The sequence below is a fragment of the Erythrobacter ramosus genome, from assembly GCF_009828055.1.
GTDB lineage: Bacteria > Pseudomonadota > Alphaproteobacteria > Sphingomonadales > Sphingomonadaceae > Erythrobacter > Erythrobacter ramosus.
This window is the reverse complement of the sequence record NZ_WTYB01000001.1, coordinates 813,713-839,073: the sequence shown is the minus strand read 5'-3', so window position 1 is coordinate 839,073 and position 25,361 is coordinate 813,713. Positions and strand designations below refer to the sequence as shown.

At 65.2% G+C, this 25,361-nt stretch carries 30 protein-coding genes; 12 read left to right on the top strand and 18 right to left on the bottom strand.

Annotated elements, in window-relative coordinates; all coding sequences use genetic code 11:
* Window positions 1-28 precede the first annotated feature (28 nt).
* The 3 genes from GRI59_RS04305 to GRI59_RS04295 all read left to right on the top strand — a co-directional run bounded on the left by GRI59_RS04305 (window position 29) and on the right by GRI59_RS04295 (window position 2,773).
* On the top strand, window positions 29-1,282 hold the full coding sequence (locus GRI59_RS04305; protein ID WP_160759942.1) for a polyhydroxyalkanoate depolymerase: 1,254 nt from the start codon (window positions 29-31) through the stop codon (window positions 1,280-1,282).
* 187 nt (window positions 1,283-1,469) lie between these two features.
* Window positions 1,470-1,862, top strand: a complete 393-nt coding sequence (locus GRI59_RS04300) for a cytochrome c family protein (protein ID WP_160759941.1) — start codon at window positions 1,470-1,472, stop codon at window positions 1,860-1,862.
* An 89-nt stretch (window positions 1,863-1,951) separates the two neighbouring features.
* Complete coding sequence (locus GRI59_RS04295; RefSeq protein ID WP_160759940.1) at window positions 1,952-2,773, top strand: hypothetical protein; 822 nt, start codon at window positions 1,952-1,954, stop codon at window positions 2,771-2,773.
* A gap of 267 nt (window positions 2,774-3,040) precedes the next feature.
* On the opposite strand, the gene GRI59_RS04290 is transcribed toward GRI59_RS04295, so the two are convergent.
* Window positions 3,041-4,042: a PfkB family carbohydrate kinase gene (locus tag GRI59_RS04290; RefSeq protein ID WP_160759939.1), complete on the bottom strand. Its 1,002-nt coding sequence runs from the start codon at window positions 4,040-4,042 to the stop codon at window positions 3,041-3,043.
* Between the two features lie 131 nt (window positions 4,043-4,173).
* Here GRI59_RS04290 and GRI59_RS04285 point away from each other — a divergent pair, with 131 nt between their 5' ends.
* Genes GRI59_RS04285 through GRI59_RS04275 form a run of 3 tightly spaced genes read left to right on the top strand, consistent with a single transcriptional unit; the run spans window position 4,174 to window position 6,271 of the window.
* Complete coding sequence (locus GRI59_RS04285; RefSeq protein ID WP_160759938.1) at window positions 4,174-4,875, top strand: EI24 domain-containing protein; 702 nt, start codon at window positions 4,174-4,176, stop codon at window positions 4,873-4,875.
* Window positions 4,872-5,267, top strand: a complete 396-nt coding sequence (locus tag GRI59_RS04280; protein ID WP_160759937.1) for a hypothetical protein — start codon at window positions 4,872-4,874, stop codon at window positions 5,265-5,267. The genes GRI59_RS04285 and GRI59_RS04280 overlap by 4 nt, the downstream gene beginning before the upstream one ends.
* A gap of 59 nt (window positions 5,268-5,326) precedes the next feature.
* On the top strand, window positions 5,327-6,271 hold the full coding sequence (locus GRI59_RS04275) for an SH2 domain-containing protein (protein WP_160759936.1): 945 nt from the start codon (window positions 5,327-5,329) through the stop codon (window positions 6,269-6,271).
* Window positions 6,272-6,286: 15 nt separating this feature from the next.
* Here the strand turns inward: GRI59_RS04275 and GRI59_RS04270 are convergent, their stop codons facing one another.
* The 13 genes from GRI59_RS04270 to GRI59_RS04210 form a co-directional block, all read right to left on the bottom strand.
* Complete coding sequence (locus tag GRI59_RS04270) at window positions 6,287-6,652, bottom strand: HesB/IscA family protein (protein WP_160759935.1); 366 nt, start codon at window positions 6,650-6,652, stop codon at window positions 6,287-6,289.
* Complete coding sequence (locus GRI59_RS04265) at window positions 6,649-7,146, bottom strand: GNAT family N-acetyltransferase (protein ID WP_337190228.1); 498 nt, start codon at window positions 7,144-7,146, stop codon at window positions 6,649-6,651. Before GRI59_RS04265 ends, GRI59_RS04270 begins: the two co-directional genes overlap by 4 nt.
* Window positions 7,143-7,604, bottom strand: coding sequence for an SUF system Fe-S cluster assembly protein (locus GRI59_RS04260; protein ID WP_160759934.1), 462 nt, complete (start codon window positions 7,602-7,604; stop codon window positions 7,143-7,145). The genes GRI59_RS04265 and GRI59_RS04260 overlap by 4 nt, the downstream gene beginning before the upstream one ends.
* A 5-nt stretch (window positions 7,605-7,609) precedes the next feature.
* Entirely contained in the window at window positions 7,610-8,836 is a 1,227-nt protein-coding gene (locus GRI59_RS04255) for a SufS family cysteine desulfurase (RefSeq protein WP_160759933.1), read from the bottom strand.
* Window positions 8,833-9,588 (bottom strand): SufD family Fe-S cluster assembly protein, encoded by a 756-nt coding sequence (locus GRI59_RS04250; protein ID WP_160759932.1) that lies wholly within the window; start codon window positions 9,586-9,588, stop codon window positions 8,833-8,835. Before GRI59_RS04250 ends, GRI59_RS04255 begins: the two co-directional genes overlap by 4 nt.
* Window positions 9,585-9,974 (bottom strand): hypothetical protein, encoded by a 390-nt coding sequence (locus GRI59_RS04245; RefSeq protein WP_160759931.1) that lies wholly within the window; start codon window positions 9,972-9,974, stop codon window positions 9,585-9,587. Before GRI59_RS04245 ends, GRI59_RS04250 begins: the two co-directional genes overlap by 4 nt.
* A complete protein-coding gene (gene sufC / locus GRI59_RS04240) occupies window positions 9,971-10,714 on the bottom strand; it encodes a Fe-S cluster assembly ATPase SufC (protein ID WP_160759930.1) in 744 nt (247 codons plus the stop codon). Before sufC ends, GRI59_RS04245 begins: the two co-directional genes overlap by 4 nt.
* Window positions 10,714-11,238, bottom strand: coding sequence for a hypothetical protein (locus tag GRI59_RS04235; RefSeq protein ID WP_160759929.1), 525 nt, complete (start codon window positions 11,236-11,238; stop codon window positions 10,714-10,716). The genes sufC and GRI59_RS04235 overlap by 1 nt, the downstream gene beginning before the upstream one ends.
* Complete coding sequence (locus GRI59_RS04230; RefSeq protein ID WP_160759928.1) at window positions 11,235-11,801, bottom strand: endonuclease domain-containing protein; 567 nt, start codon at window positions 11,799-11,801, stop codon at window positions 11,235-11,237. The genes GRI59_RS04235 and GRI59_RS04230 overlap by 4 nt, the downstream gene beginning before the upstream one ends.
* Window positions 11,798-11,938, bottom strand: a complete 141-nt coding sequence (locus GRI59_RS04225) for a hypothetical protein (protein ID WP_160759927.1) — start codon at window positions 11,936-11,938, stop codon at window positions 11,798-11,800. The genes GRI59_RS04230 and GRI59_RS04225 overlap by 4 nt, the downstream gene beginning before the upstream one ends.
* Window positions 11,935-13,431: a Fe-S cluster assembly protein SufB gene (sufB, locus tag GRI59_RS04220; RefSeq protein WP_160759926.1), complete on the bottom strand. Its 1,497-nt coding sequence runs from the start codon at window positions 13,429-13,431 to the stop codon at window positions 11,935-11,937. Before sufB ends, GRI59_RS04225 begins: the two co-directional genes overlap by 4 nt.
* A complete protein-coding gene (locus GRI59_RS04215; RefSeq protein WP_160759925.1) occupies window positions 13,428-13,889 on the bottom strand; it encodes an SUF system Fe-S cluster assembly regulator in 462 nt (153 codons plus the stop codon). The genes sufB and GRI59_RS04215 overlap by 4 nt, the downstream gene beginning before the upstream one ends.
* Before the next feature lie 89 nt (window positions 13,890-13,978).
* A complete protein-coding gene (locus GRI59_RS04210; protein WP_237440659.1) occupies window positions 13,979-14,899 on the bottom strand; it encodes a helix-turn-helix domain-containing protein in 921 nt (306 codons plus the stop codon).
* Window positions 14,900-15,207: 308 nt separating this feature from the next.
* Between GRI59_RS04210 and GRI59_RS04205 the strand changes: the two genes are divergently transcribed.
* From GRI59_RS04205 to GRI59_RS04190, 4 genes are all read left to right on the top strand, one after another.
* Window positions 15,208-16,251, top strand: a complete 1,044-nt coding sequence (locus GRI59_RS04205) for a quinone-dependent dihydroorotate dehydrogenase (RefSeq protein WP_160759923.1) — start codon at window positions 15,208-15,210, stop codon at window positions 16,249-16,251.
* A gap of 10 nt (window positions 16,252-16,261) precedes the next feature.
* Window positions 16,262-17,971, top strand: coding sequence for a gamma-glutamyltransferase (gene ggt, locus GRI59_RS04200; RefSeq protein WP_160759922.1), 1,710 nt, complete (start codon window positions 16,262-16,264; stop codon window positions 17,969-17,971).
* Between the two features lie 190 nt (window positions 17,972-18,161).
* Entirely contained in the window at window positions 18,162-19,961 is a 1,800-nt protein-coding gene (locus GRI59_RS04195) for an AMP-dependent synthetase/ligase (protein ID WP_160760411.1), read from the top strand.
* 71 nt (window positions 19,962-20,032) lie between these two features.
* The gene (locus GRI59_RS04190; protein WP_160759921.1) at window positions 20,033-20,581 is read left to right on the top strand and encodes a twin-arginine translocation pathway signal protein; all 549 of its coding nucleotides are present in this window, start codon (window positions 20,033-20,035) and stop codon (window positions 20,579-20,581) included.
* Window positions 20,582-20,606: 25 nt separating this feature from the next.
* Here the strand turns inward: GRI59_RS04190 and GRI59_RS04185 are convergent, their stop codons facing one another.
* The gene (locus GRI59_RS04185) at window positions 20,607-21,161 is read right to left on the bottom strand and encodes a hypothetical protein (protein ID WP_160759920.1); all 555 of its coding nucleotides are present in this window, start codon (window positions 21,159-21,161) and stop codon (window positions 20,607-20,609) included.
* Between the two features lie 54 nt (window positions 21,162-21,215).
* Window positions 21,216-21,806 carry an NADPH-dependent FMN reductase gene (locus tag GRI59_RS04180; protein WP_160759919.1) on the bottom strand — a complete coding sequence of 197 codons (591 nt, stop codon included), beginning with the start codon at window positions 21,804-21,806 and terminating at the stop codon, window positions 21,216-21,218.
* A gap of 136 nt (window positions 21,807-21,942) precedes the next feature.
* Between GRI59_RS04180 and GRI59_RS04175 the strand changes: the two genes are divergently transcribed.
* Window positions 21,943-22,716 (top strand): helix-turn-helix domain-containing protein, encoded by a 774-nt coding sequence (locus GRI59_RS04175; RefSeq protein WP_160759918.1) that lies wholly within the window; start codon window positions 21,943-21,945, stop codon window positions 22,714-22,716.
* Between the two features lie 142 nt (window positions 22,717-22,858).
* Here the strand turns inward: GRI59_RS04175 and phbB are convergent, their stop codons facing one another.
* Window positions 22,859-23,581: an acetoacetyl-CoA reductase gene (gene phbB, locus GRI59_RS04170; RefSeq protein WP_160759917.1), complete on the bottom strand. Its 723-nt coding sequence runs from the start codon at window positions 23,579-23,581 to the stop codon at window positions 22,859-22,861.
* Window positions 23,582-23,711: 130 nt separating this feature from the next.
* The gene (locus GRI59_RS04165) at window positions 23,712-24,485 is read right to left on the bottom strand and encodes a hypothetical protein (protein WP_160759916.1); all 774 of its coding nucleotides are present in this window, start codon (window positions 24,483-24,485) and stop codon (window positions 23,712-23,714) included.
* A gap of 445 nt (window positions 24,486-24,930) precedes the next feature.
* Here GRI59_RS04165 and GRI59_RS04160 point away from each other — a divergent pair, with 445 nt between their 5' ends.
* On the top strand, window positions 24,931-25,323 hold the full coding sequence (locus GRI59_RS04160) for a DUF3576 domain-containing protein (RefSeq protein WP_160760410.1): 393 nt from the start codon (window positions 24,931-24,933) through the stop codon (window positions 25,321-25,323).
* The last annotated feature ends 38 nt before the right edge of the window (window positions 25,324-25,361 follow it).

The following is a 25,361-nucleotide window of genomic DNA, read 5'->3' as shown; positions in this document are numbered from 1 at the left end:
CAAACCGTTCGTCGCCTGAGGTAAATCGATGCTTTATCATGCTTATGAGCTCCAGCGCAGCTGGCTGAACAGCGCCAGCGCGCTCGCTTCGATCAGCGCCGGGATGCTGAACAACCCCTCCAATCCGTTCGGCTACATGGGCATGGGGCCGATGGTCGCAAATGCGCTTGACGTGTTTGCTCATGCGACCGCGCATTATGGCAAGCCCGCGTTCGGCATCACAGAAGTCGAGATCGGCGGCCAGCCGCACACGGTGATCGAACGCGTCGCGCTGAAGCGTCCCTTCGGCGATCTGCTGCACTTCACCGTCGAAGGCACCCCGACAGACCGGCCGCGCCTGCTGATCGTCGCGCCGATGAGCGGCCATTACGCCACGCTGCTGCGCGGCACGGTGGAACGGATGCTGGAAAGCGCCGACGTCTTCATCACCGACTGGGCCGATGCCAAGATGGTGCCCACCGATGCGGGGAATTTCGACCTCGATGAATATATCGACTATCTGATCGAATTCACCGAACACGTGCACGCCGACGCGAATCAGGGTGGGTCGGGGGGCCCGCGCATTCACATGATGGCGGTCTGCCAGCCGTCGGTTCCGGCCTTTGCGGCCGTCGCGTTGATGAACCTGCACAAATCGCCCGCGACCCCAGCCACCCTCACCATGATGGGCGGCCCGATCGACACGCGCGAATGCCCCACCGTGGTCAACAACATGGCGATGCAGCGCCCGATCGAGTGGTTCCGCCAATCGGTCATTGCGACGGTGCCGCACAAATATCCGGGCATGGGCCGCCGCGTCTATCCCGGCTTCATGCAGCTGAATGCGTTCATGTCGATGAACCTCTCGAGCCACATGCAGAGCCATTACGAGATGTTCAAACACCTGACCGCGGGCGACGATGCCTCCGCGCAGGCGACCAAGACTTTCTATGACGAGTACCGTTCGGTCTGCGACATGACGGCGGAGTTCTACCTCCAGACCGTGGAAGAGGTGTTCCAAAAGCACTCGATCCCCAAGGGCGAGTTCCGCCACAAGGGGGAGCTGGTCGACATCACCAAGATCACCGACACGGCCCTGCTGGCGATCGAAGGCGAGCGGGACGATATCTCCGGCCTTGGCCAGACCAAGGCGGCGCTCAAGCTGACGCCGAACCTGCCCGAGAGCAAGAAGCGCTACTACATGGCCGAAGGCGCCGGACATTACGGCATCTTCAACGGCAGCCGCTGGCGCACCAAGGTCGCCCCGGTGGTCGAGGAATGGATCGCGGCGCACGGGGGATAGTCGTGCGTCCGCTTTCGCGCGGGTGCGCAAGCAATCCTGCCCGACCCCATTACAGCCGTGACCGGTCATTCGCTTTACATACGCCTCTCCCCGAAAGCGGTCATACCACCGATGACCTGACGGAAGGCTTGCGACAAAATTGACCACGATCAAGGACAGGGCGGCGGAAAAGGCGCATAGAGCCACCATGACCCATCACCCCCTTCGCGCTCTCGCCCTTCTTGCAACTCCGCTGTTGGCGCTGGCCGCCTGTCAAACACCGGGGAGCGAGAACCCGCCGCCGATGGTCGGCAAATCGACGTCGCGTTCGGCCGATACGCGGGCACCGGCCTTCGTCGAAGCGGCTTGCGGGGGCTGCCATGCGGTTGAGCCGCCGTTCCTTTCGCCCAACCCGGCCTCGCCCAGCTTTGCGTCGATCGCGAACCGGCCGGGATTGTCCGAGACATCGCTCGCCGACTGGCTGGCCGAGGCGCACAATTACCCCGAGGACATGGATTTCACGCTGACTCGTGCGCAGATCGATCAGATCGCGCGCTACATGGTGACGCTGCGCCAGGCGGGTTACGTGCCGGACGAGTGACCGGATTGCGGCGCGTCGGGCCTGCATTTGGTTGATCAGGCGCCAGTGTGCTAGCCTAAGGCCGGTCGTGTTCGAGAAGGGGGTTCTCGATGCCGTATCGTCAGGCGCACTATTTCGTCGGGTTCGTGCTGCTGGTCATTATGACGGGCTTCTGGATGAGCTATTTCGCGGTCGCCGGTTCGGTTCCGGTCGCGTTTCATGTCCATGCCATTTCCGCGATGACCTGGCTGGCGCTGCTGATCGCCCAGCACATGACCATCAACCGCCGCGCCAACGCGCTGCACCGCCAGATGGGGCGGGCCAGCTTCGTGCTGTTTCCCTTCCTGATCCTCGGCTTCATGATGATCATCAATGTCACCGCCGCGGGCTACAGCGCGCCTGACGCAGGGGAGTTCATCCAGATGCTTGGCCCCAGCTTCGGGATCGGCATGGGGATCGCCATCGCGGCCTATATCACCCTGTTCTATCTGGCGCTCAAAAACCGCCGCAACATCAAGCTGCACGCGGGCTATATGCTGGCCACCCCGCTGATCCTGTTCGAGAGCCCGTTCAGCCGGGTGATTGGCGACTATCTGCCGTGGATGAACGTCATCAACAGCGAAGGGCCGCGCAATGTGCTCGACACGATCGTGATCAGCGACGGGCTGGCAATCCTGTTCGCGCTGGCGCTGTGGGCGATGAACCGCAAACACGGCGCACCGTGGCTTGTGGCGGCGGGGTTCATGGGCTTGCAGGCGGTCGCGATGTGGGTCGCCCCTGACATGCCCCTGATCGGCGCTGGTTTTGCCGCCTATGCTGCGATCCCCCCGGCCGTCACTCTGGCACTCGGCGTGGTAGCCGGAGGCGCAGCGGCGTGCCTGGGGTGGGAAGCGGGCAAGGTGCGGCCACAGCGCGTGCCTGCCACCGCCTGAGCGCAGGACTTTCCTACAGCAGCCGAGCGGGGTTAGAACTCGTGCGAAGCCGCTTGTGGCGGCCCGCTCTTTGCCATCGTCAGACCCCCGCTCGTCCCGCTGCGAGAGGCCCACTTTTCGATGTCTGGACAGTGTCTCGTGTGTCTCCAACATCAGGAAACAGCCGAGAAAGCTGAACGTTGAGCGGCCCGGCCTATCCTCTGCCTCAAGCCTGGAGGGCTTGAGGCAGCGCCGAGGATGCTCGCCCGGTGGGGCGAGCGTGAAGCATCAAAGCCGCTCTGCCATCAGCGCCTGCATGTCGGCTTCAGGACGCGGGCCGTAATGCGCGATCACTTCGGAGGCGCAGATCGCGCCGCGCTTGAGGCACTGCGCCAGCGGCTCGCCCTTGGCATAGCCGGACAGGAACCCGGCGGCGAACTGGTCGCCCGCGCCGGTGGTGTCGATCACCTTGGCGACCGGCTCGGCAGCGACTTCGGCGCGCTCGCCGTGGGCGACGGCGACCGCGCCCTTTTCGCTGCGCGTGGCGACCAGCACCGGCACCTTGCCCGCGACGGCGGCGAGGCCCGCTTCGAAGTCGTCCTCGCCCGTCAGGGTGGCGAGTTCGCCTTCGTTGACGAACAGGATGTCGATCACGCCGTCTGCGATCATGGCGCGGAAATCATCGCCATGGCGGGCGATCACGAAGCTTTCCGACGCGGTGAAGGCGATCTTGCGGCCCGCCTCGCGCGCGACCTCGATGGCGCGGCGCATGGCGCGGCGGGGCTCTTCCGGGTCCCAGAGGTAGCCTTCGAGATACAGGATCGCGCCGCTGGCGATCAACTCTTCGTCGAGCGCGGCAGCGGGGAGGAACTGGCCCGCGCCAAGGAAGGTGTTCATCGTCCGCTCGCCATCGGGGGTGACGAAGATGAGCACGCGGCCGGTGGCAGGCTCGCCGTCACGCGCCGGGGTGTCGAAATCGATGCCGGTGGCGCGCATGTCATGGCGGAACACCTTGCCCAGCTGATCGTCGGCGACCTGGCCGATGAAGGCGCATTGCAGGCCCAATGTGGCGAGGCCCGCCAGCGTGTTCGCAGCCGATCCGCCCGAAAGCTCGCGCGCGGGCGGCATGGCTTCGTACAGCTCGTCGGCCCGCGCTTCGTCGATCAGCGTCATGCCGCCGCGGTTCAATTGCAGCTCGTCGATCAGCTCTTCCGTGCAGGAGGCGATCACGTCGACCACGGCATTGCCGATGGCGATCACGTCATAACGGGGGTCGGTGTTGGCGGGCACAGAGGGTTCCTTGGGCTTGCTGGTATGGCTTTTGCGCCGCCTAGCCCCCTTCTGCCCACAGGCCAAGCCATCTGTGTGCGGCGCAGCATACTCGCGTTGACTTCGCCGCGCGGGCATACCATCGCAGCGGCATGTCAGCCGTCCCCGCCGCGATTGTGAAAGCCTTTGGGCAGCTGGGCGACCGCGCGGTCGTCGCGGTGCTGGTCAAGAGCATCGTGATCACGCTGGTGCTGTTCGCGGGGCTGGGAGTGGGCCTCTATCTCGGGCTGGTCGAGGCGGGGCAGCGGTACGGCGTGGACGAGAGCTGGGCGGGCCTTGCCGCGGTGCTGCTGGTGCCGATTGCTATGTGGCTGCTGTTCCGGGTGGTGGCGCTGGTGGTGCTGCAGTTCTTCGCAGACGAAATCGTCGTTGCGGTCGAGGCACGGCACTATCCGGCCTTGGCTGAGCGCGCACAGCCCTTGCCGCTGACGCGCGAGGTGGCGGTGGCGACGCGGGGCCTGCTGCGGGCGCTGGGCTACAACCTGCTCGCCTTACCGCTGGCTGCGGTGCTGCTGTTCACCGCAATCGGCCCGGCGGTGGTGTTTCTGGCGGTGAATGCCGTACTGCTCGGGCGCGAGTTCACCGACATGGCGTGGCTGCGGCATCACAAGGCGGCTGGCGGAGGGGACAAGGCGGCCAACCCATCGCCTTGGGCCGAGCGGTCGCTGCTGGGGGCAGCCATCGCGGGGATGATGCTGGTGCCGTTCCTGAACTTCGTCGCTCCGGTGATCGGCGCGGCGGCAGGCACGCATCTGGTGCTGCGGCGGCTTGAGGCCGAGGCGGCGGCGCGGTGAGGGGCGCTGCGCTATCACTCGCGGCGCTCGCGCTGCTGCTCGGGGGCTGCGCCGGGTCGAGCAAGCCTGCTCCGGCCCGTCCGGCCGCTTCAGCTCAGCCGCGCAGCACGGTGGTGCGCGTGCCGGGCGTAATGGCGCCGAAGGGTCTCGAGGGCGTGATCGGTGCCTCGGCCGAAGCGCTGCTCAAGCGGTTCGGCACGCCGCGCATCGATCTGGTCGAAGGGGACGCGCGCAAGCTCCAGTTCGCAGGAGCGGAGTGCGTGCTCGACATCTTCATCTATCCCGTCTCCGCCGTTGCCCAGCCGACCGCCACCCACGTCGAGGCGCGCCTGCGGCAGGGCGGAGCAGCGGCTGATCCCGGTGCCTGCATCCGCGAGGTGGAAAAGCGGTAACGCCGTCTTAAGCCTGTTCGTGCCATGCTGCGCGCGATTTTCAGGGGATAGACCGCCGCATGACCACCCAATTCATCGCCGTCGCGCAGGCCGCTGTCGCGGATGGACGGATCACCGCCGAAGAACTGCTCAGCCTGCGCCGTGAAGGTTGGGGCGACGGGATCATGACCCGCGCCGAAGCTGAAGCGCTGTTCGCGGTCAACAATGCCCTCAACGAGCGCACGCCCGAATGGTGCGATTTCTTCGTCGAAGCGATCGGCGAATTCGTGCTCAACGGCACCCCGCCGCGCCTCCAATGTTCGCTGGAGGAGGCCGAGTGGCTGATCGGTCAGATCGATCATGACGGCGTCGTCGAAAGCATGGTCGAGCTGGAAACCATGGTCCGCATCCTTGAGCGGGCCGAGAACACGCCGGACCGGCTCAAGAACTACGTGCTCGACGTGGTCGAGCGCGAGGTGCTCACCGGCTCCGGTCCAACCCGCTGCGGCGGTGCGCTGGCGGCGACCCACATCAGCGCCGCCGAATGTCGCATCATCCGCCGCGTGATCTTCGCCAGCGGCGGCCACGGCCCGGCGGCGGTGACGCGCTGGGATGCCGAGATGCTGTTCCGCTTGAAAGACGCCACCTTGGCCGAGGAAAACGCGGCTGAATGGGACGATCTGTTCATCGACGGCGTGGCGAACTTCCTCAAGGGCTTCGTCCTGCCGAATGCGCAGGTCAGCCACGACCGCAAGCGCGAGCTGGAGGCCTTCGTCGCCGACAGCTCGGTCAACGTCGGCCGCTTCATGGGCCGCGTCGCGCGTGAAGCGCCGCAAGTGATGAACCACTTTGGCCGGGTGTTCGGCAAGAAGCAGTCGGGGGGCACGGACTTCGAAGCCCTGGCCGCAGCCGGCGAAGTCGTCACCGATTACGAGAGCGAATGGCTCGAAAAGATGGTCGCTGCCGATGGCGAAGTCGACGAGCTCGAAAGCCGGTTGATCGCGCGGCTGGCGTCAGACGACTGAGGCAGCAGCGCTGCCTTAGACCATGAAGCTTTCGCCGCAGCCGCAGGCGCCCTTGGCGTTGGGATTCTCGAACACGAAGCCGGCGGTGAAGTCATCCTCGCGCCAGTCCATGACGCTGCCGATCAGGTAGAGCACGCTCGCCCCGTCGATGTAGAACACGCCGCCGGGGGTGACGATCTTCTCGTCGAACTTGGCTTCGGTGGAAACGTAGTCGACCGAATAGGCGAGACCCGAACAGCCCCGGCGCGGGGTCGAGAGTTTCACGCCGATCGCGTCCACAGGGGCCTTGCTCATCAACTCGGCGATCCGCGCTTCGGCGGATGTTGTGAGGATGACGGCCGCCTTGGGCGCGGGACGGGTGGTTGTGGTGGTCTCGGTCATGTCAGCCTCTTCTGCCAGAACAATGCGTGCCCTGACGCGGGATCGAGCTGGTAATCGCCATAGCCTTGCGCCGTGTAGAGCGCCTTGGCCGGGTGGTTGCCGCTCAGCACTTCCAATGTGACCTTGCAGGCCCCGCGCTTCAAGGCCTCGGCCTCGATGGCCGCCATCAGCGCCTTGCCGATGCCGGTGCCGCGATGGCCCGGAACGATAGCAAAATCGTGGATATTGACCAGCGGCGCGGCGGCGAAGGTCGAATAGCCCATGAAACAATTGGCGAGGCCGACGGCTTCATCGTCGATCCGCGCCAGCATCGAAAAGGCGTGCGGGTTCGCCGCCAGATCGCCCGTGAGCCGCGCCTTGACGTCTTCACCCAGCGGCGCGCCGCCGCCCATCGGATCGCGCGCATAGGCATCGAGCAACGCGACCACATCAGCGGCATCGCGCGGCTCGGCGTAGTCGGCCAAATCAATCGTCAGGGCAGGTGAAAGGGTCACAGCATCCCCAGTTCGAGCCGGGCTTCATCGCTCATCTTGTGCGGGCCCCAGGCGGGTTCCCACACCAGCACCACTTCGGCGTCGCGGATCCCCGGCACGGACGCCACGCGCAGCTCGATCTCACCCGGCATGCTTTCGGCGACCGGGCAATGCGGCGTCGTCAGCGTCATCGTGACGGTGGCGTCGCGGTTGTCGTCCACCTCGACGCCATAGATCAGACCGAGGTCGTAGATATTGACCGGGATTTCCGGATCGAAAATCTCGCGCAGGGCGGCGATTACGTCAGCCTGAAGGTCGCTACCCTCACCGCCGACGGCCGTGCCGGTCTTGGCGGCGAGGAAGCCTTCAAGATAGTCGCGGTTGCGCGGGGTTTCGGGCGCAGCGTCGGTATCGACCGCGTCCTCGACACGGGCGCGGGGCGGCTTGGTCATGTCTGGGTGATCGGTTGAGCTGTCCATCGCTCTCATCCTTTTCCAAAAATCTTACGGGTGCGGGCGATCCCGGCCATCAGCGCGTCAATGTCGGCCTCGGCGGAGTAAACCCCGAAGCTGGCGCGTGCAGTGGCGGGAACGCCGAGATAGTCCATCAGCGGCTGGGCGCAGTGGTGCCCGGCCCGGATCGCGACATTCGCCTCGTCGAGGATCGTGCCGAGATCGTGCGGGTGAATATCATCGATGGTGAAGCTGACGATCCCGGCGCTGCCCTCGGGGCCGAACAGGGTGACATCGTCCATTGCCCCAAGCTCGCGGCGCAGGCGGGCGACCAGCGCCTGCTCGTTGGCGTGGATGTGGCCCAGCCCGATGCTCTCGACGTAGTCCACCGCCGCGCCAAAGGTGATCGCTTCGGTGATGGCGGGCGTCCCGGCCTCGAACCGCTGCGGGCCAGAGGCGTAGGTGGTGCGTTGGAAGGTCACACGGTCGATCATCGCCCCGCCGCCTTCCCACGGGGGCATGTCGGCGAGCAGCTCGGCCCTGGCCCATAGTGCACCGATCCCGGTCGGGCCGTAGAGCTTGTGGGCGGAGAAGACGTAGAAGTCGCAGCCCAGCGCAGCGACATCAACCGGCATATGCGGCGCGCTTTGGCACCCATCGAGCAGCAGCATCGCGCCGACGTTGTGCGCCAGCGCGGCGGCGCGCGGGGCGTCGAGCACGCTCCCGAGCACGTTGGAGACATGGCCGAAAGCGACCAGCTTGTGCGCCTCGGTCAGCATCGCTTCGGCGGCGCCCAAGTCGATCTGGTGGTCCGCCGTCAGCGGGCAAACATCGATCACCGCGCCCGTTTGCTGCGCGATCATCTGCCACGGCACGATGTTCGAATGGTGCTCCAGCTGCGAGAGCAGGATGCGGTCACCGGCCTTCAGGGTGACCCGGCCCCAGGTGTTGGCGACGAGATTGATCGCCTCGGTCGCGCCGCGGGTGAAGACCAGTTCCTCTTCGGTGCCGCCGATGAAGCCGGCGACCTTGCGCCGTGCGGCCTCGTAGGCGAGTGTCATCTCGGCCGAGCGGGCATAGACCCCGCGGTGGACGGTCGCGTAATCTTCGCCCAGTGCGCGCGCCATCGCGTCGATCACGGCGCGCGGTTTCTGCGCGGTCGCGGCGGTGTCGAGGTAGTGCCACGGCTTGCCTTCGGAAGTGACGAGGCCGGGGAATTCCGCACGCAGGTCGCGCTGGATGGTCGTGGGGGCGTTCACAGCCGTGCCCCCTCCAGCGCGCTGAGCGCCGCATCGAGCAGCGTCTCGCGCTCCGCCTCGTCGTCCAGCGACACGAAGGCATCGCCGATGAAGGCCTGCACCAGCAGGCGCTGCGCGGTGGCCGGATCGACCCCGCGCGCCATCATGTAGAAACGCGCCGCCTCGTCGAGTTCGCCCACCGTCGCGCCGTGCGCGCACTTCACGTCGTCGGCGAAGATTTCAAGCTGTGGGACGGCGTTGGCGCTGGCACCTGCTTCGAGGAGCAAAGCCTTGAAATCCTGCGCCGCGTCGGTCTTCTGCGCATGGCGCGCCACCTTGATCTCGCCGAGGAAATTGCCGGTGCCGGTGCCCCAGTGGACCGCGCGAACGGTCTGGTTGCTGGTCGCATCTGGCTCTGCGTGAATGACCTGAGTCACGAATTCGCGGGTGGCCGAGCCGCCGCCGATGGTGACACCGCCAAACTCGAAATGCGCGCCCTTGGCGAGGCGGATTTCCAGGTCGACCCGGGTGTAGTCGCCGCCGCGATTGGTGACGAAGAAAGCCGCTTTTGCGCCTTCCCCCAGGCTGACACGGAAGCGATGCAGTTCGGGCGCGTCGCTGCCGACGATCATGCAGCGGGTTACGCTCTCGCCAGCGGCGACGTTGATCGTCTGCCACTGGTCAAGCGCCACCACGCCCAGCCGCGCCACTGCGTCCATATCGGCATAACGCCACGCTTCGTCGCGGCGGGTGGGGAGGGTTGCGGTGCTCATGGCCGCTTGCTCCTACGCTCAGCGGCAAGTGCGGCGATTCCTGCTTCACGCTTGGCAAAAATGCAGTCGCCGATCTTGGCGGACTCCAGCAGAAGGTTTGCGCGTTGCTGGGCCTCGGTCTTGGGCAGCTTGGCGTCTTCAATCGCGGCAAAATCCGGGGCGATTGGCGCGATGCATTGCACCATGGCGTCGCATCCGATCGCATCGATCGCCTTGTCGCCAGTCGATCGCCGGGTCTTGCACGACACCGTCCCGTCGTTCAGCCGCCATGTGCCGCGCCAGTCCTGCAACTTGCGGCCGATCACCAGGATTTCATTGTCCACCTCCGGTTCCTTCACCGGCTCGGCGGCCGACTGCAGCAGGGCGGCAAGCGCCAGCGTCATCATGCCATCACCGAATCATAACCCTCGGCCTCAAGCCGCAGGGCGAGTTCCGGGCCGCCGGTCTCAACGATCCGGCCGCCTGCAAGGATGCTGACCTTGTCGGGGCGCACCACGTCGAGCAGGCGCTGGTAGTGGGTGATCAGCAGCACCGCCTTGTCAGGCGAGCGCATGATCGCATTGATCCCGGCGCCGACGATCCGCAGTGCATCGATGTCGAGGCCGCTATCGGTCTCGTCCAGCACCGCGAAGGCGGGATCGAGGATGCCCATCTGCACCATCTCGGCGCGCTTCTTTTCGCCGCCGGAGAAGCCGACATTCACCTGCCGCTTGAGCATGTCCATGTCCATCTTCAGCAGACCCGCCTTGTCCTTGGCGAGCTTCAGGAACTCGCCGCCGGTCAAGGGTGCTTCGTCCCGGCTCCGGCGCTGAGCGTTGAGCGCCTCGCGCAGGAACTGGACGTTGGAGACGCCAGGGATTTCGACCGGGTATTGAAAGCCGAGGAACAGCCCGGCTGCCGCGCGTTCATGCGGTTCCAGCGCGAACAGATCCTGCCCGCGGAACACCACGCTTCCGCCTGTTACTTCGTAGCCCGGCTTGCCGCCCAGCACATTCGCCAGCGTCGATTTGCCCGCGCCGTTGGGCCCCATGATTGCGTGGATCTCGCCCGCAGGCACGTCCAGCGTCAGGCCCTTGAGGATCGGCTTATCGCCAACCGAGGCGTGCAGATCGGTGATGGTCAACATTACTTGGAGTCCTTGTCTTCGTTGGTCGCACCGGGCGCGGTGGCGTCGGTGCGGGCCTTGACCACGCTGGCATCGCGCAGCTCAATCACCAGACCCTTGGGTCGGGCGGCGTCATAGGCATCGCTCGCGGCGGCGGCGCCGGTCATGCGCGCGGTGAATTGCTGGTCGAGATCGCGTCCGCGGGCGACGTGGATCTTGCCGATATTGTCGTACAGCGTGTTTACCTGTTCAGGGCTCAAGGTGGTCTTGGCCCCGGCAAGATCGGCGTTCGACTTGGCGATGGCCGCGGCTTTCGTCTCCGCACAGCGGGTCACGTCGAGCGCGTGCTGCCGCTCGAAATCGGCGGTGCCCGCGATGCGGCGGTTGGCGACGGTGAGGCAGCGGCGGTAATCGGCCACATAGGTTTGGATCAGGCGCGGATATTCCACCGACCAGGTTTCCGGATTGTCGTTCTTGATCGCGACAACAGCTTCGCCAGCCGATTGCAGGGCGAGGAGGGGGGCAAGGAGAGTGGCAAAGATCAAGTGCGGCTCCGGGGCTTGGGGTTGCGAGAGGGGGCTGCGTCCCTGTCGCCGGGGGGCGGCTTGGGGCGCGAATAGGTCTGCTTGGGGTTGGCCGCCTTGTGCGCGCGGGCGGCGGCTTTCCGCTCCTCGATCCGGTCGCGCATCACTTGGGTGAGCTGTTTCAGCACTGCGTCGATATCGGAGAGGATGTCGCTGGCCGCGATCCGCATCACCTTGATGCCGACGCTTTCGAGGCTCTTGTCGCGCCGTTTGACGAGAGCATCGTTCTGCCCCTCCTCGTCAATCGCGAGCGCGAGGCCGAGGTTGTGGCAGTTGAAATCGACAATCGCGCTGCCGACCACGGCAAAGCGTTTGAAGGTGTAGCGACCCAGATCGGCGCCAGCGAACTTCTCGGCGAGCGCCTTGTGCGCCTCGGACGAATGACGCCGCAGCTCGCGCGCCTGTTCGTGCAGCGCATCGAGCCGCTTGTCCGAAATCTCCCACCCGCGGCCCTTCTTCTTGAGCGCGGGGGCTTCGGCGGTGGCAGCCTCGGGGTTGAGGGCGAGGGTTTTGCGTTCAGTCATTTGGTTGTTTCACTCTCGTCATCCCGGCGCAGGCCGGGACCCAGTGACGCCGGGCGCTGCACTTTGCCGCTCTGGGCCCCGGCCTGCGCCGGGGTGACGGAAAGGGTGGCGGTTGTGTTGGTGGCGGCGCGGATCATCCAACCGAACCCTCAAGCGAAATCGCCAGCAGCTTCTGCGCCTCCACAGCAAACTCCATCGGCAGCTCTTTGAGCACGTCCTTGGCAAAGCCGTTGACAATCAACGCCACGGCCTCCTCTTCGCCAAGCCCGCGCTGCATCGCGTAGAACAGCTGTTCGTCGCTGATCTTGGAAGTGGTCGCCTCGTGTTCGATCTGCGCGCTGGGGTTCTTCACCTCGATGTAGGGCACGGTGTGCGCGCCGCATTGATCGCCGAGCAAGAGGCTGTCGCACTGGGTGAAGTTGCGCACGCCGCTGGCGGTCGGCCCGACGCGCACCAGCCCACGATAGGTGTTCGACGATTTGCCCGCCGAAATGCCTTTGGAGATGATCGTTGAGCGGCTGTTCTTGCCGTTGTGGATCATCTTGGTGCCGGTGTCGGCCTGCTGGTAATTGTTGGTCACCGCGACCGAGTAGAACTCGCCCACGCTATCCTCGCCGTTGAGCACGCAGGAGGGATATTTCCACGTCACCGCCGAGCCGGTTTCCACCTGCGTCCACGAAACCTTCGAGCGGTCCCCCTGGCACAAAGCGCGCTTGGTGACGAAGTTGTAGATCCCGCCCTTGCCCTCGGCATTGCCGGGATACCAGTTCTGCACGGTCGAATACTTGATCTCGGCATCGTCCATCGCGACCAGTTCGACCACGGCCGCGTGGAGCTGGTTTTCATCGCGCATCGGGGCGGTGCAGCCTTCGAGATAGCTGACGTAACTGCCTTTTTCCGCGATAATCAGCGTGCGTTCGAACTGGCCGGTGTTTTCGGCATTGATGCGGAAATAGGTCGAAAGCTCCATCGGGCAACGCACGCCTTCGGGCACATAGACAAAGGTGCCGTCGGAGAAGACCGCGCAGTTCAGCGCCGCAAAATAATTGTCGCGCACCGGCACGATCCGGCCGAGCCACTTTCTGACGAGGTCAGGATATTCGCGGATCGCCTCGGAGATCGAGAGGAAGATCACGCCAGCGCGCAGCAATTCCGCGCGGAAGCTGGTGGCGACGGACACGGAGTCAAACACCGCATCCACTGCGACCTTCTTCGCGCCCTTCACCCCGGCTAGCACTTCCTGCTCGCCCAGGGGGATGCCGAGCTTGTCGTAGATCCGCTTGATCTCGGGATCGAGGTCTTCGAGCGAATCCAGTTCAATCTTCTTCTTCGGCGCGGCGTAGTAATAGGCGTCCTGATAATCGATCTTGGGGTAACCGACCTTGGCCCAATCGGGCTCCTCCATGGTCTGCCACAGGCGGAAGGCCTTCAAGCGCCATTCGAGCATCCATTCGGGCTCGTTCTTCTTGGCACTGATGAAGCGCACCGTGTCTTCGGTCAGGCCCTTTTCGGCAAACTCGGTCTCGATGTCCGACGACCAGCCATGCTCGTAATCGGCGACCTTGGCGGCGGCTTCGCGGGCTTCGACATCGGTTTCAGGCTTATCCTGAAGGTCGATACGGTCGCTCATGACAGGGTTTCCTCGATAATGGGGGTCGGCGCCGGAGCGTCTTCATTGCGTGCCAGCACGACGGGGCCGCGCAATTGGGCTAGGGTAATCCCCGCCAGCGCCCCGCGCAGCGCGTTGTTGATGATCGGCCAGTGCGGCTTCATGTTGCAAGCGGCCTCGAAATCGCAGGGGGTGTGATCGACGCAGGCGGTGAGTGCGATGCGGCCTTCGATCGCCTCGACAATATCAGCGACCGTGATCGCCGCCGCCGGGCGGCCAAGCTGCAAACCGCCATGCGCGCCGCGGACGGAGCGGAGCAGGCCTGCGCCCGTCAGCTTCGAGACCAGCTTCTGCACCGTCGGCACAGGCAGGCCCGTCTCCGCCGCCAGTTCAGCCGCACTCACCCGGCCGTTGCCGCAATGGAGCGCAGCCTGGCACATCGTGATGACGGCGTAATCGGCAAGGTTGGACAGGCGCATTTGCGAGCGGTTCTCAATTCGGACGGAATCAGTCCGAATTGGAATTAGGAGCATTTTGCTCGCATTACAACCGCCAATGCGGCCCGCGCTCAGACGTCGAGTTCGCGCAGATTCCGGCCGTCGATCATCTCGGCCAAGTATGGCGTCGACTGGTCGCCAAGCCGCGCGGGTGTGCGGCCGACAAAGTGCGCGATCTCGCGGATCATGTGCGGTTGATCGAAGAAGGCCTCGGAAATCGCGGCCTCGTCTTCCATCGACAATTGCGGGGCCGAAAGCAGCGCGGCGGCGCGCAAGGCGCGATATTTGCGGGCCAAGGCACGCGGGGGCAGGCCGAAATAGCGTTCGACGAGCCGCTGCACCTGCCGATCCGAATAACCCGCGACCCCAGCCAGCTCGCTGACTTCGGGATTGAACGATGCGCTCAGCCAACGGCCGGTGGCTGCGACCAGTTCGAGATGGCGCGGGTTGATCGGTTTGATGTTGCGTTCGATGAAGTCGCCGACCGCGATGGCGCAGTCCCGCCCGCTCATGGTGCCCTGACGATAGGCGGCTATCAGCCGCTCACCCAAGGCATCGATCTCCGGGCCGAGCACGCTGGACGCAGGCAGCAGCCGGTCACGACATTGCCCGGCATGAAGCCCGGTCAGCGCCGCCCAGCCCACCGGAGTCAGTGCCGCGCCAAAGGCATGGAACGGTCCTTCGACCACGATCGGCGTCGCGCGTGACAGCGGCGTCATCAGGCCGACTGTGTGATTGGGATCGCGGTGCCCTTGCGCAAACAGCATCTCGCCTGTGCCATGCGGGAACAGGCACAGGTTGCCGATCGCGGCAGGCTGGATGTCACGGATCACCAGCTCGTCGCAGCGGAAGTGGTAGAGCGTGGTCACAAAGTGCGCGATGGGCGCGGGCGGAGGGATGTAATCGACGGCCATCAGGGCCGCAGAGGTCAGCCGTTGCTCCCCGCCCGGCAGCCCACTGGTCATGTCGGAAGAGGCAAGCGGGGCGTCCATGATGTCAATGAACACCTGATGCCACATTTCTTTCCCAGTCCAAACAGCACAAAAAAGAGGCGGCGCTCCGTCAGGAACGCCGCCTATCTGAGTTGAGGAACTCTTTGCATTGCTGCTCCGAGCCCTTCGGGTCGCGAAAGTGGCATAGCCTGCGAATCGGCTGCGGGATTGTATGCAAGCGACACACAATTCGCCCAAATCAAGGGGGAAAGTCGCCAAAATCTAACACAGGTTAAAATCGCGCGACGCAGCCTCGATGCAGGCCGATTTGCTCGACATGCTGGACGGGCTGACATAGGCGCCAACCCATGCTGTTTCGTCTGATCAAGCCCGCCCTGTTCGCTCTCGATTCGGAAACCGGACACCGCCTGGCGATCCGTTCCCTCACCGCCCTGCCGCGCCGCGCGCCGGCGGTTGCAGGTGGGCCGTTGTCGGTGGAGGTGGCGGGGCTGACCTTCCCCAATCCGGTCGGCGTGGCGGCGGGCTTCGATAAGGATGCCGAGGTGCCCGACGCGCTGCTGGGGCTGGGCTTCGGCTTCACCGAGGTCGGCTCGATCACCCCGCTGCCGCAAGCGGGGAACCCCAAGCCGCGGCTGTTCCGGCTGGTCGAGGATCAGGCCGTGATCAACCGGATGGGGTTCAACAATGGCGGGGCAGAAGCGGCGCTGACGCGGCTGCGCGCACGGGCCGGACGGCCGGGAATCGTGGCGGTCAACATCGGCGCCAACAAGGATTCCGCTGACCGCATCGCCGATTATGCGGTGATGGCGAGGCTGATGGCCCCCTTTGCCAGCTATCTCTGCGTGAACGTGTCCTCGCCCAACACCCCGGGCCTGCGCGCACTTCAGGATGAGGGCGCGCTGAGCGCATTGATCGATGCGGTGATTGCGGCGCGCGATGAAGCCGTGCCGTCCGCGCCGCCGCCGATCTTCCTCAAGGTCGCCCCCGATCTCGAGCCTGCTGACATCGACGCCATTGCCCGCATCGCCATCGACAAGCGGCTGGGCGCGCTGGTGGTATCGAACACCACGATCAGCCGCCCCGCGCTGCGGTCGCATCATGCGGGTGAGACCGGCGGGCTGTCGGGCGCGCCGCTGCGCAGGCTAGCGACCCAGCGCCTGCGCGATTTCCGCAAGGCGACCGGGACGGCGATCCCGCTGGTCGGCGTCGGCGGCATCGCCACGGCAGAACACGCATGGGAACGCATCCGTGCCGGCGCCAGTCTGGTGCAGCTTTACTCGGCGATGGTCTATGAAGGCCCCGGCCTTGGTGCGCAGATTGTGCGCGGACTGGAGCGGCTGATGCGGCGCGACGGGTTCGCCAGCATTGCGGAAGCGGTGGGAAGCGAATAGCACCGCTGCGATGCGTATCTTTCCGTCCCTGATCGCCCCGTTGGCGCTGGCCCTTTCGGGCTGTGCCACCACCCTCGCCATCGATGATCCGCTTCCCGCACCAACAGGCGCGGTCAGCAGCGCCGATCCGCGCGCGACCGCGGCGGGCGAGGCGATCCTTGCGCAGGGCGGATCTGCCACGGATGCCGCGATTGCAGTGATGCTGGCATTGACCGTGGTCGAGCCGCAAAGTTCCGGCATCGGCGGCGGCGGCTTTATGGTGCGGGCGGATGGCGCGGATGGCACGCTGGTGACCTATGACGGGCGCGAGACTGCGCCTTCCGCCGCGACGCCGAACCGCTTTCTCGATGCGGACGGCAAGGTGTTGGGGCGCGAGGCGCGGGTGTTCTCCGGCCTCAGCGTCGGGGTGCCAGGCAATGTCGCACTCGCCGCCAAGGCCCATGCCGAGCATGGCAAGCTGCCTTGGGCCAAGCTGTTCGCGCCCGCCATCGCGCTGGCCGAAGACGGCTTCGTGATGAACCGCCGCCTCTACGAATCGTTGAACGGCAACAAGGGCCGGGCCGACAAGAGCGCTGCCGCCAAGGCGGTGTTCTTCGGCGCGGACGGGAACCCGTTGCCGCTCGGCACCACGATCCGGGTGCCCGAACTGGCCGCCACCTTCAGGGCGCTTGCCGCTGAAGGCCCGCAGGCAATGTATGGCAGCACGTCCGCCGCGGCGCTTGCCGCCTATGTCGCAGGCGAAACCCCGCAGGATGGCCGGATGGCCGCCGCCGATGTCACCGGCTATGTCGCCAAGGAGCGCGCTCCCGCCTGTGCCCGCTACCGCGTTTATCGGGTGTGCGGGATGGGGCCGCCGTCTTCGGGCGGGATCGCCGTGGCGCAGATGCTCGGCCAGCTCGAACGCTTCGATATCGCCGCGCTGGGCCCGGACAGTCCGCAATTCTGGCACCTGTTCATCGAAAGCCAGCGCCTCGCCTATGCCGACCGTGAGCTCTATTCGGGCGATGCCGATTTCGTCGAAGTGCCGGTCGCAGGGCTGGTGGATGCCGGTTACCTTGCCTCCCGGTCAGGCCTGATTTCGCCCGAGGCAAGGATTGCCAAGCCCGAAGCTGGTGTTCCTCCCGGCGCGCCGCTCGCGCGCGGGGATGGGCCAGAGGAGCCGGAGAACGGCACCACCCATTTTGCGGTCGTGGATGCGGCGGGCAATGCCGTCAGCTACACCTCGACCATCGAAGGCGCCTTCGGGTCGGGGCTGCACTGGCGCGGGTTCTATCTCAACAATGAACTCACTGACTTCACCCTCACGCCCGAAGCTGACGGCAAGCCGGTCGCCAACCGGGTTGAAGGCGGCAAGCGCCCGCGTTCGTCGATGGCGCCGACCATCGTTTATGATGCGCAAGGGCGGGTGGTGCTGGTGATCGGTGCTGCCGGTGGCCCGACCATCCCTGTGACGGTTGCCCGCGCGATCATCGGCGTGATCGACTTCAAGCTGGGCGCGCAGGACGCGCTGGCCTTGCCCTTTGCCATGTCCTTCGGCGACGTGCTGTTGGTCGAGGAAGGCACCACGCTCGCCGCCATGAAGGAGCAGTTGATCGCGCTTGGTCACACCAACATCCGGCTGGGCCCTGCGCCGATCAAGGCCAATGCGCTCGGTCTGCGCGCAGACGGCAGGTGGGAAGCGGCGACCGAGCCGCGTCTCGTGAGCGTCGTCACGCCCTGAGCCCCTGCTTGGGGGTGACACCCATCCCCATGCTTGCCGCTACGGATTTGACCTTCTAGTCTGTGCACCACACGCGGGTCGCACCTGAACCTGCGAATGATAAACTCGAAGGGATCAGGAGCCTTTGCCAGTGCATTCCCCCACCATTCCGCACGCCGCCCGTGCGGTCGCCAACCCGGCGGACCACCAGCTGTTGCAGGACATTGATAACGCGCAGAACCTTGTGGAGATTTTCCTCAAGCGCGCGGATGAAAAGGGCGATGCCCCGTTCCTCGGCCACAAGACCGGCGGGCAATGGGTGACGCAAAGCTGGCGTTCGGCGGCCGAGCATGTCTGCCTGCTGGCCGAGGCGTTGCGCGCCATGGGGCTGGAAGATGGCGACCGGGTTGCGCTCGTCTCCGAAAACCGCCCCGAGTGGTGCATCGCCGACCTCGCGATCATGGCGGCGGGCTGCATCACCGTGCCGACCTACACCACCAACACCCGCCGCGATCACGCGCATATTCTCGACAATTCGGGCGCGCGGGCGGTGTTTGTCTCGACCGAGAAGCTGCTTGCGCCCTTGGTCGGCGCGATCGGGCAGACCGGGCTGGTCGAGCATGTCATCGGGATCGACGATCTGAAGCGCCAGCAATCGGGCAGCTTTGAATATCACGCCTGGGCTGGGCTGATCACCGGCGACGCGGCCGCCGCGCGCGCAGCGGTGGATGACCGCATCTCCCGGATCGAGCGTTCGGAAACCGCTTGCCTGATCTACACCAGCGGCACCGGCGGTGCGCCGCGCGGGGTGATGCAGCACCACGGCGCGATCCTGTGCAACGTGGCAGGCGCGGCCGAAGTGCTGATCGAGGATTTCGGCATCACGGACGAACGCTTCCTGTCGTTCCTCCCGCTCTCCCACGCCTATGAGCATTCCGGCGGGCAGTATCTCCCCATCGGGGTCGGCGCGGAAATCTTCTATTCGGAAGGGCTGGAGAAGCTCGCCTCGAATATCGAGGAAACCCGCCCGACCATCATGGTCGTGGTGCCGCGCCTGTTCGAAGTGCTGCGCACCCGCATCATGAAGCAGATCGAAAAGCAGGGCAAAGTTGCCAACTTCATGATGGACGCCGCGCTCCGGATCGCTGGCAACAGCAAGGACGGGAAGAAGCGTCTGCGCGACAAGCCGCTGGACTTCCTCGTTGAAAAGACGCTGCGTCCTAAAATCCGCCAGAAGTTCGGCGGACGGATCAAGGCGATGGTGTCAGGCGGCGCGCCGCTCAACCCGGAGGTCGGCAACTTCTTCGACGCGATGGGGCTGACCATGCTGCAAGGCTACGGCCAGACCGAGGCCGGGCCGGTGATCAGCTGCAACCGCCCCAAGGTCGGGCTCAAGATGGACACGGTCGGCCCGCCGCTGCGCGGGGTCGAGGTGCGCATCGCCGAGGATGGTGAAATCCTCGTGCGCGGCGAGTTGGTCATGCACGGCTACTGGCGCAACGACGCCGAGACCGCGCGGACGCTTCAGAACGGTTGGCTCCACACCGGCGATATCGGCCACTTTGACAATAAGGGCCGGATCAAGATCACCGACCGCAAGAAGGACATGATCGTCAACGACAAGGGCGACAATATCGCCCCGCAGAAGGTTGAAGGCATGCTGACGCTCCAGCCCGAAATCGCACAGGCGATGGTGAGCGGGGACAAGCGGCCTTACGTGGTCGGGTTGATCGTCCCCGATGCCGAATGGGCATTGGAATGGGCGCGGGCCAATGACGAGAAGTTCGACATGAAGGCGCTGCAAGAACTCCCCGCATTCAAGAACGCGGTGCGCGCGGCGGTGGACCGGACCAATGCCGATCTGTCCGTGATCGAAAAGGTCCGCCAGTTCGCCTTCGCGGACGAGGCGTTCTCGATTGAGAACGAGGAAATGACCCCGAGCATGAAAATCCGCCGCCACAAGATCCGCGAGCGGTATCAGGAGCGGATTGACGGGCTGTATCGCGGGTGAGTGCGCGCAGGGGAGGCAGCGTAAGGGCGCTCGTCACGGCTTCGGCAGCCGCTCTGGCGCTGTCCGGGGTCATGGCCGCGCCTGTCGGCGCCGAAACGCCTGCCTCGGCCGTGCAACCCGCCTTGTGGATCGCGGCGGATTTCGCCGTCCCGACGCTGGTTGAAGCGCCCGGCTTTAAGCTGGTGCCGCTCGGCCCCGATCTGATCGAGATCGACTACCGCGCCTATATGGCATCGATCGAGCACCTGCAGAAGACTTTCACCCGTAGCACCGGCTGGCCGCACCACGGCCTGACTCTTGCTGATGCGAAGGCCGACATGGACACCGAAGCGGGCCGGTTCGCACGGCGCGAATCTTTCGCTTACGCCGTGCTCACCCCCGATGGTTTGCGCGAACGGGGCTGCGTTTATGTCTATCCGGGCAGGGCCGGAAGCTATGACGCCGAGGTCCGGCTGTGGGTGACGGCGGAGGAATACGAAGCGGGCTTCGATGCCGAGCTATACTCCTGGACGAAAGACTGGATCGCGCGCGATTGGCCCTTCCGGAACGTCGCGTACCCGGGGCGGGCCATCGCGTGGGAGGAATGGGACGCGGCGGTTGCTGCGAGCAAGGGTCAGTAGGCGGGGCGCCAATCATCCCTCGCCGTCACCCCGGACTTGATCCGGGGTCGGGCTGCTTGGTTGCTATTGATGGCTTGGCCTTGGTGGCCAGGGCCTTGATGTGTCCAAGTTGCTGATGAAGCAGCAGTTGCGATTGTTCAAGGTCGGCCAAAAACTCAAGCATACCGACGCGCGAAAGTGACATGGGTGCGATCACCGGGCCCTTTTTGCTCGGTATGTTAACAGGTTCTATGGTGATGCCATTTTGCGTCGCCTTTACCTTCCCATGCGCAAGCATTGTTCGCTTCTCACAGAGCTTTTGCCAGCTCTCTATTCGCTTGCGCGTTCCCTTTTCGTGACCGCCAAAAGTATGGCTGGACATGCAATCACTGAGGGCGCGCAATCGCGCCACTGCGCCTTGATGATACGCATCGTTGCTGAGTTTGAGTCCGGCCGCCTCCAACGTCTTTAGGCAATCAGCTACGGAATGCTCCGCACGCGAGAACACCTCAATGCAGCATCCTCGCCATGCGCAGACCGCCACGGACCAATCATCCAGCCCGAAAAAGCTGATTTTGCTGACATCGAAGTGCACCGACATGGATGCTGCATAAGATACAAGCTCTTAAGCCTTCGTGACTTGGAAGTGCGTGCCTCAATAAGGCACAGCCTCCTTCTCCCGCTGCGCCTTGGCCGCCGCGGTCCACCACGCCAGATCATCCGCAAAGCGCGGGAACTGCTTCTCCAGCGCCTTGCCGCCGTCGCTCACCGGCTCCCCCTCCTCGTCCAGCGTGTCCTTCATTGGCCCCACCGCGATCGTGCTGGACACCACCACCATACCCATCTCGCCCAGAATATCGCGCCACGCGAGCGCCGCACGCACCCCGCCGAAGCGCCCGGCGGAGTAGCTCGCAATCGCGGCGGGACGCCAGAACCATTCCTCCAGAAAGTGATCGGTGAGGTTCTTCAGCCCCGGCTGCACGCTCCAATTGTATTCGCCGACCACGAACAGGAAGGCGTCCGCGCGACGGATCTTGCCCGCCAGTGTCTCCAGCGCATCGGGCGCCTCGCCCTTGGGGTATTCCTTGTACATCCGGTCGAGCATCGGGAGATCGAGCGCCTTGGCATCGATCAGCTCGACATCGCACCCCCGCGCCTCAAGCTGGCGGACGCAGTAATCTGCGAGCCGGATGCCCTGACGGTCGCGGCGATAGGAGCCGTAGAATACGAGGATGCGGTCAGCCATGGGAAATCTCCTTCGCCAGCGATGCTAGCGGACGGCGGGGGTGAAGACTTGCTGATTCCTGCCGAGTCGTTGCAGCCGTGCGGCCCCCGAAAAATTCGGGGTGGCCCGCCCCCGGTGCGCGCCTTAGACCTTGCCCATGACCACCGTCCTCGACACGCTGACCGAGAAGGAGAAGCAGACCCTGCGGTTGATCCTGCGCGGGCATGACGCCAAGTCCTCGGCGCTGGAGTTGGGCCTGTCGGTGCACACGGTGAACGAACGGCTGCGCGATGCGCGGCGTAAGCTCGGCGTCACCAGCAGCCGAGAGGCGGCGCGGCGGCTGCTGGCGGAGGAGGGCGACACCCCCGAAAGCTTGGGGGACAAGGCTTTGGGGGATGCGGCCGAGGGGGCTGGCGCGGCAGAGGGAATGGCATCCGCTACTCAGCGGCGGGCGTGGTTCGGCCTTGGGCCGGGCCTTGCTCTCACCCTTGCCGGAGTGCTTGCTATGTCCCTGGTCCTCGCCGCCTTGTTTCTCCCCACCTCGCCGCTTTCGGTGCTGGCACCCGCTCCGGCGGTTTCCGCCGCCGCCACCGCCGAGGCTGACGCCGCCGCTGCGGCCCGGGCGGCCGAAGCCTTCCTGACGCTGATCGACGAGAGCCGCTGGGCTGAAAGCTATGCCGCCTCGGGAACGCAGTTCCGCAAGCTCAACAGTCTGGAGCACTGGACCGAAGTGTCCGAAAAGGTGCGCCCGCCGCTCGGCAAGGTGCTGACCCGCAATCTCGTCACCAACGAATTTGTCCCCGCCCCGCCCGAAGGCTACCAACTGGTCAAGTTCGCCAGCAGCTACGCGGACGGGACCAATCAGGTGGAGAGCGTCTCGCTCGAGTGGGAAGATGGTGCGTGGCGCGTGGTGGGGATTTTGATTGGGTGATAGGTTGGCGGCAGGGACCGACGGCAAAGCCGCCGGTTGTCGTCAGACGGGTTCGGCGGGGTGATCCCGCCGACCCGCTGGCCGCGACGCGGGCTGTCGCTCCGCGCCAGCGCCTCGCAGCCTTGCTGCTCGGCTGCCCGCGTCAGTACATATGCTGACCGCCGTTGATGCTCATCGTCGAACCCGTCATGAAGCCGCCGTTCTCGGAGGTCAGGAACGCCACCCCGCGAGCGATTTCCTCGGCCATGCCGAGGCGGCCGACCGGGATTTTCGCGACGATTTTCTCCAGCACCGGGGCGGGGACGGCGGCCACCATGTCGGTGTCGATATAGCCCGGCGCGATCGCGTTGACCGTCACCCCGAACTTCGCGCCTTCCTGGGCCAAGGCCTTGGTGAAGCCGTGAATGCCGCTCTTGGCGGCGGCATAATTGACCTGGCCATATTGCCCCGCCTGCCCGTTGATCGAGCCGATGTTGACGATCCGCCCCCACCCGCGCTCGCGCATCCCGGGGAAGGTCGCCTTGGCCATGTTGAAGCACCCGCCGAGGTTGATGCGCATGACATCGTTCCAGTCCTCGAAGCTCATCTTGTGGAGCGTGCCGTCGCGGGTGATCCCGGCGTTGTTGACCACGATATCGACCGCGCCGAACTCCTCCGCCACCGCCGCGCAGCCCGCTTGAGTCGCCTCGTAATCGCCCACGTCCCAGCGGCGCGCCGGGATGCCGGTGGCTTCGGTGAAGGCGCGTGCCTTCTCCTCGTTCCCGGCGTAATTGGCGATGACGGTGTGGCCCTGGCGCTGGAGCCGCTTGCAGATCGCCTCTCCGATTCCGCGCGTTCCTCCGGTGACGATGGCTACCCGGCCCATGCTCTTCTCCCCTTGACGTGATGCAGTTGCACCAGCGCAACCTAGCCGTGCCGTAGGGTCAGGGAAAGCGGGGAATAGCTATGCGCGTCGGCCCTGTTGAAGCACCAACGCCCGGCGGACTAGCGCGGGATCAGAACTTGATCTGCGTTCCGACGTAGACCGCCTGGCTATCCTGCACCGAATTGGTAAGCGGATTGAGCCGTTCGCGCTCCTGCGAGTAACGCACACCTGCCGTCACGTTGAGATTGGGCGAAAGGCGGAAGCTGCCGCCAAGACCCACGGTCTGAGCGGCGGTCGAATCGAGCGTATTGGGCGAGCGGCCAGCAATCTGGCGATCTTCAAGCTCGATCCGCGGCTGGAGGCGGCTGGGCTTGTCTTCGGCCTTGGGGCGTGACGGTTCGAACTGCGCCAGATCGGGCAGCGAGACGTTGCTGACCTTGGCCGACAGATCGACCGAGCGGGCAAAGCTCTTGTAGCCACGCGCCGAACCCAGCTGGAACTTGCTCGAATCCAGTCCGGTCAGACCCAGCCCGCGGCCCGGCACGGCGTCGATCGCCTTGCGCACCGTGATCGCGCGGGCGGTGTCATCATCCATCCGCACTGCGACCGTCACTGTGCGCTTGCCCGACATGGTCGGCGCGCTTGCAGGCGTGAAACGAATACCGCGGGCGCGGGCTTTGTCAGCCACGCGGGCGGCCAGATCAGGATCGACCGAGGCCGGGGTGAACATCCGCAGGCCCAGCGCATCGAGCGAGGCAGCGGTGCGCACCGGGGCAATTTCGCCTGCCAGCGCAAGTCCGGCGCTCGGCACGGCAAGGACCAGCGCTCCGCACGCCAGCGCGTACAGGGCAAACGACCGCAGCGGTTGCTGCGCCCTTGCTGACCTGTCCGACTCGCGTGCCATTATGCTACCCATTTCCTATTCATGTGCGCCCCGGATTTCCGGCCGGGAGATGTTGCTTCACCACGCTTTGCCTTAACGTCGGCTGAGTCGCGTGATTTTGAAATATAATGATAGTCTCGCGCCGACCGCTTGCAATGGGGTTGCTGCGACACGAAACAGATTCGCGCCTCACCTGTGGCACCATGCACACATAATGTTGCACAGTGAGGTAAATTCAGGCTGGGTAAAGCCCGCGGGCGCTCTTCCAGCGGATGGCTTGACCGCCTCGCCCGGGCCTTCGCGCGGATGATGCTTGCCGCATCAACCCTTGGGGCTATAGAGCGAGGCCGATACAGATGATGAGGATGATCCGGCTGTGACACGCGCCAATTCCGCCACTTTCGCCAAGGCCACCGGTCGCCGGGCGTTCAGCCGCACTCTCGGCCTTGCGCTGCTCGGCGTCTCCATGGTGGGCCTCAGCGCCTGCGGCGGCGGTGCCCGTCCGCGCACTGAATTGTCCGCGGCTCAGCTCAACACCATCGGCGTCAACGCCTATCTGTGGCGCGCCGCGCTCGACACGGTGAGCTTTGCGCCGTTGCTTCAGGCTGACAGCAGCGGGGGCGTGATCGTGACCGATTGGTATTCCAATCCCTCCAATCCGAATGAGCGGGTCAAGCTGACCGTGACGATCCTCGATCAGGATCTGCGCGCCGATGCCCTGCGCGTCGCGGCGAGCCGTCAGGTGAATGAAGCCGGCAACTGGGTCGAAGCCCCGGTGCAGGCCGCCACCGTGCAGAAGCTTGAGGATATCATCCTCACCAAGGCCCGCGATCTGCGCCGCCAGGCGATTGCTTCCTAGGCGCTTCCCGAGTTCACGCTTCTCACTGAAAGCCGTCC

Coding starts and splice junctions, on each gene's coding strand:
- GRI59_RS04260 (WP_160759934.1), bottom strand. CDS start 7,604: ATGGACAGCTCAACCGATCACCCAGACATGACCAAGCCGCCCCGCGCC.
- GRI59_RS04275 (WP_160759936.1), top strand. CDS start 5,327: ATGACCACCCAATTCATCGCCGTCGCGCAGGCCGCTGTCGCGGATGGA.
- phbB (WP_160759917.1), bottom strand. CDS start 23,581: ATGGGCCGGGTAGCCATCGTCACCGGAGGAACGCGCGGAATCGGAGAG.
- GRI59_RS04175 (WP_160759918.1), top strand. CDS start 21,943: ATGACCACCGTCCTCGACACGCTGACCGAGAAGGAGAAGCAGACCCTG.
- GRI59_RS04295 (WP_160759940.1), top strand. CDS start 1,952: ATGCCGTATCGTCAGGCGCACTATTTCGTCGGGTTCGTGCTGCTGGTC.
- sufB (WP_160759926.1), bottom strand. CDS start 13,431: ATGAGCGACCGTATCGACCTTCAGGATAAGCCTGAAACCGATGTCGAA.
- GRI59_RS04230 (WP_160759928.1), bottom strand. CDS start 11,801: ATGACTGAACGCAAAACCCTCGCCCTCAACCCCGAGGCTGCCACCGCC.
- ggt (WP_160759922.1), top strand. CDS start 16,262: ATGCGTATCTTTCCGTCCCTGATCGCCCCGTTGGCGCTGGCCCTTTCG.
- GRI59_RS04300 (WP_160759941.1), top strand. CDS start 1,470: ATGACCCATCACCCCCTTCGCGCTCTCGCCCTTCTTGCAACTCCGCTG.
- GRI59_RS04270 (WP_160759935.1), bottom strand. CDS start 6,652: ATGACCGAGACCACCACAACCACCCGTCCCGCGCCCAAGGCGGCCGTC.
- GRI59_RS04160 (WP_160760410.1), top strand. CDS start 24,931: ATGGTGGGCCTCAGCGCCTGCGGCGGCGGTGCCCGTCCGCGCACTGAA.
- GRI59_RS04250 (WP_160759932.1), bottom strand. CDS start 9,588: ATGAGCACCGCAACCCTCCCCACCCGCCGCGACGAAGCGTGGCGTTAT.
- GRI59_RS04205 (WP_160759923.1), top strand. CDS start 15,208: ATGCTGTTTCGTCTGATCAAGCCCGCCCTGTTCGCTCTCGATTCGGAA.
- sufC (WP_160759930.1), bottom strand. CDS start 10,714: ATGTTGACCATCACCGATCTGCACGCCTCGGTTGGCGATAAGCCGATC.
- GRI59_RS04185 (WP_160759920.1), bottom strand. CDS start 21,161: ATGTCGGTGCACTTCGATGTCAGCAAAATCAGCTTTTTCGGGCTGGAT.
- GRI59_RS04225 (WP_160759927.1), bottom strand. CDS start 11,938: ATGATCCGCGCCGCCACCAACACAACCGCCACCCTTTCCGTCACCCCG.
- GRI59_RS04180 (WP_160759919.1), bottom strand. CDS start 21,806: ATGGCTGACCGCATCCTCGTATTCTACGGCTCCTATCGCCGCGACCGT.
- GRI59_RS04305 (WP_160759942.1), top strand. CDS start 29: ATGCTTTATCATGCTTATGAGCTCCAGCGCAGCTGGCTGAACAGCGCC.
- GRI59_RS04215 (WP_160759925.1), bottom strand. CDS start 13,889: ATGCGCCTGTCCAACCTTGCCGATTACGCCGTCATCACGATGTGCCAG.
- GRI59_RS04245 (WP_160759931.1), bottom strand. CDS start 9,974: ATGATGACGCTGGCGCTTGCCGCCCTGCTGCAGTCGGCCGCCGAGCCG.
- GRI59_RS04165 (WP_160759916.1), bottom strand. CDS start 24,485: ATGGCACGCGAGTCGGACAGGTCAGCAAGGGCGCAGCAACCGCTGCGG.
- GRI59_RS04190 (WP_160759921.1), top strand. CDS start 20,033: ATGGCCGCGCCTGTCGGCGCCGAAACGCCTGCCTCGGCCGTGCAACCC.
- GRI59_RS04285 (WP_160759938.1), top strand. CDS start 4,174: ATGTCAGCCGTCCCCGCCGCGATTGTGAAAGCCTTTGGGCAGCTGGGC.
- GRI59_RS04210 (WP_237440659.1), bottom strand. CDS start 14,899: ATGGACGCCCCGCTTGCCTCTTCCGACATGACCAGTGGGCTGCCGGGC.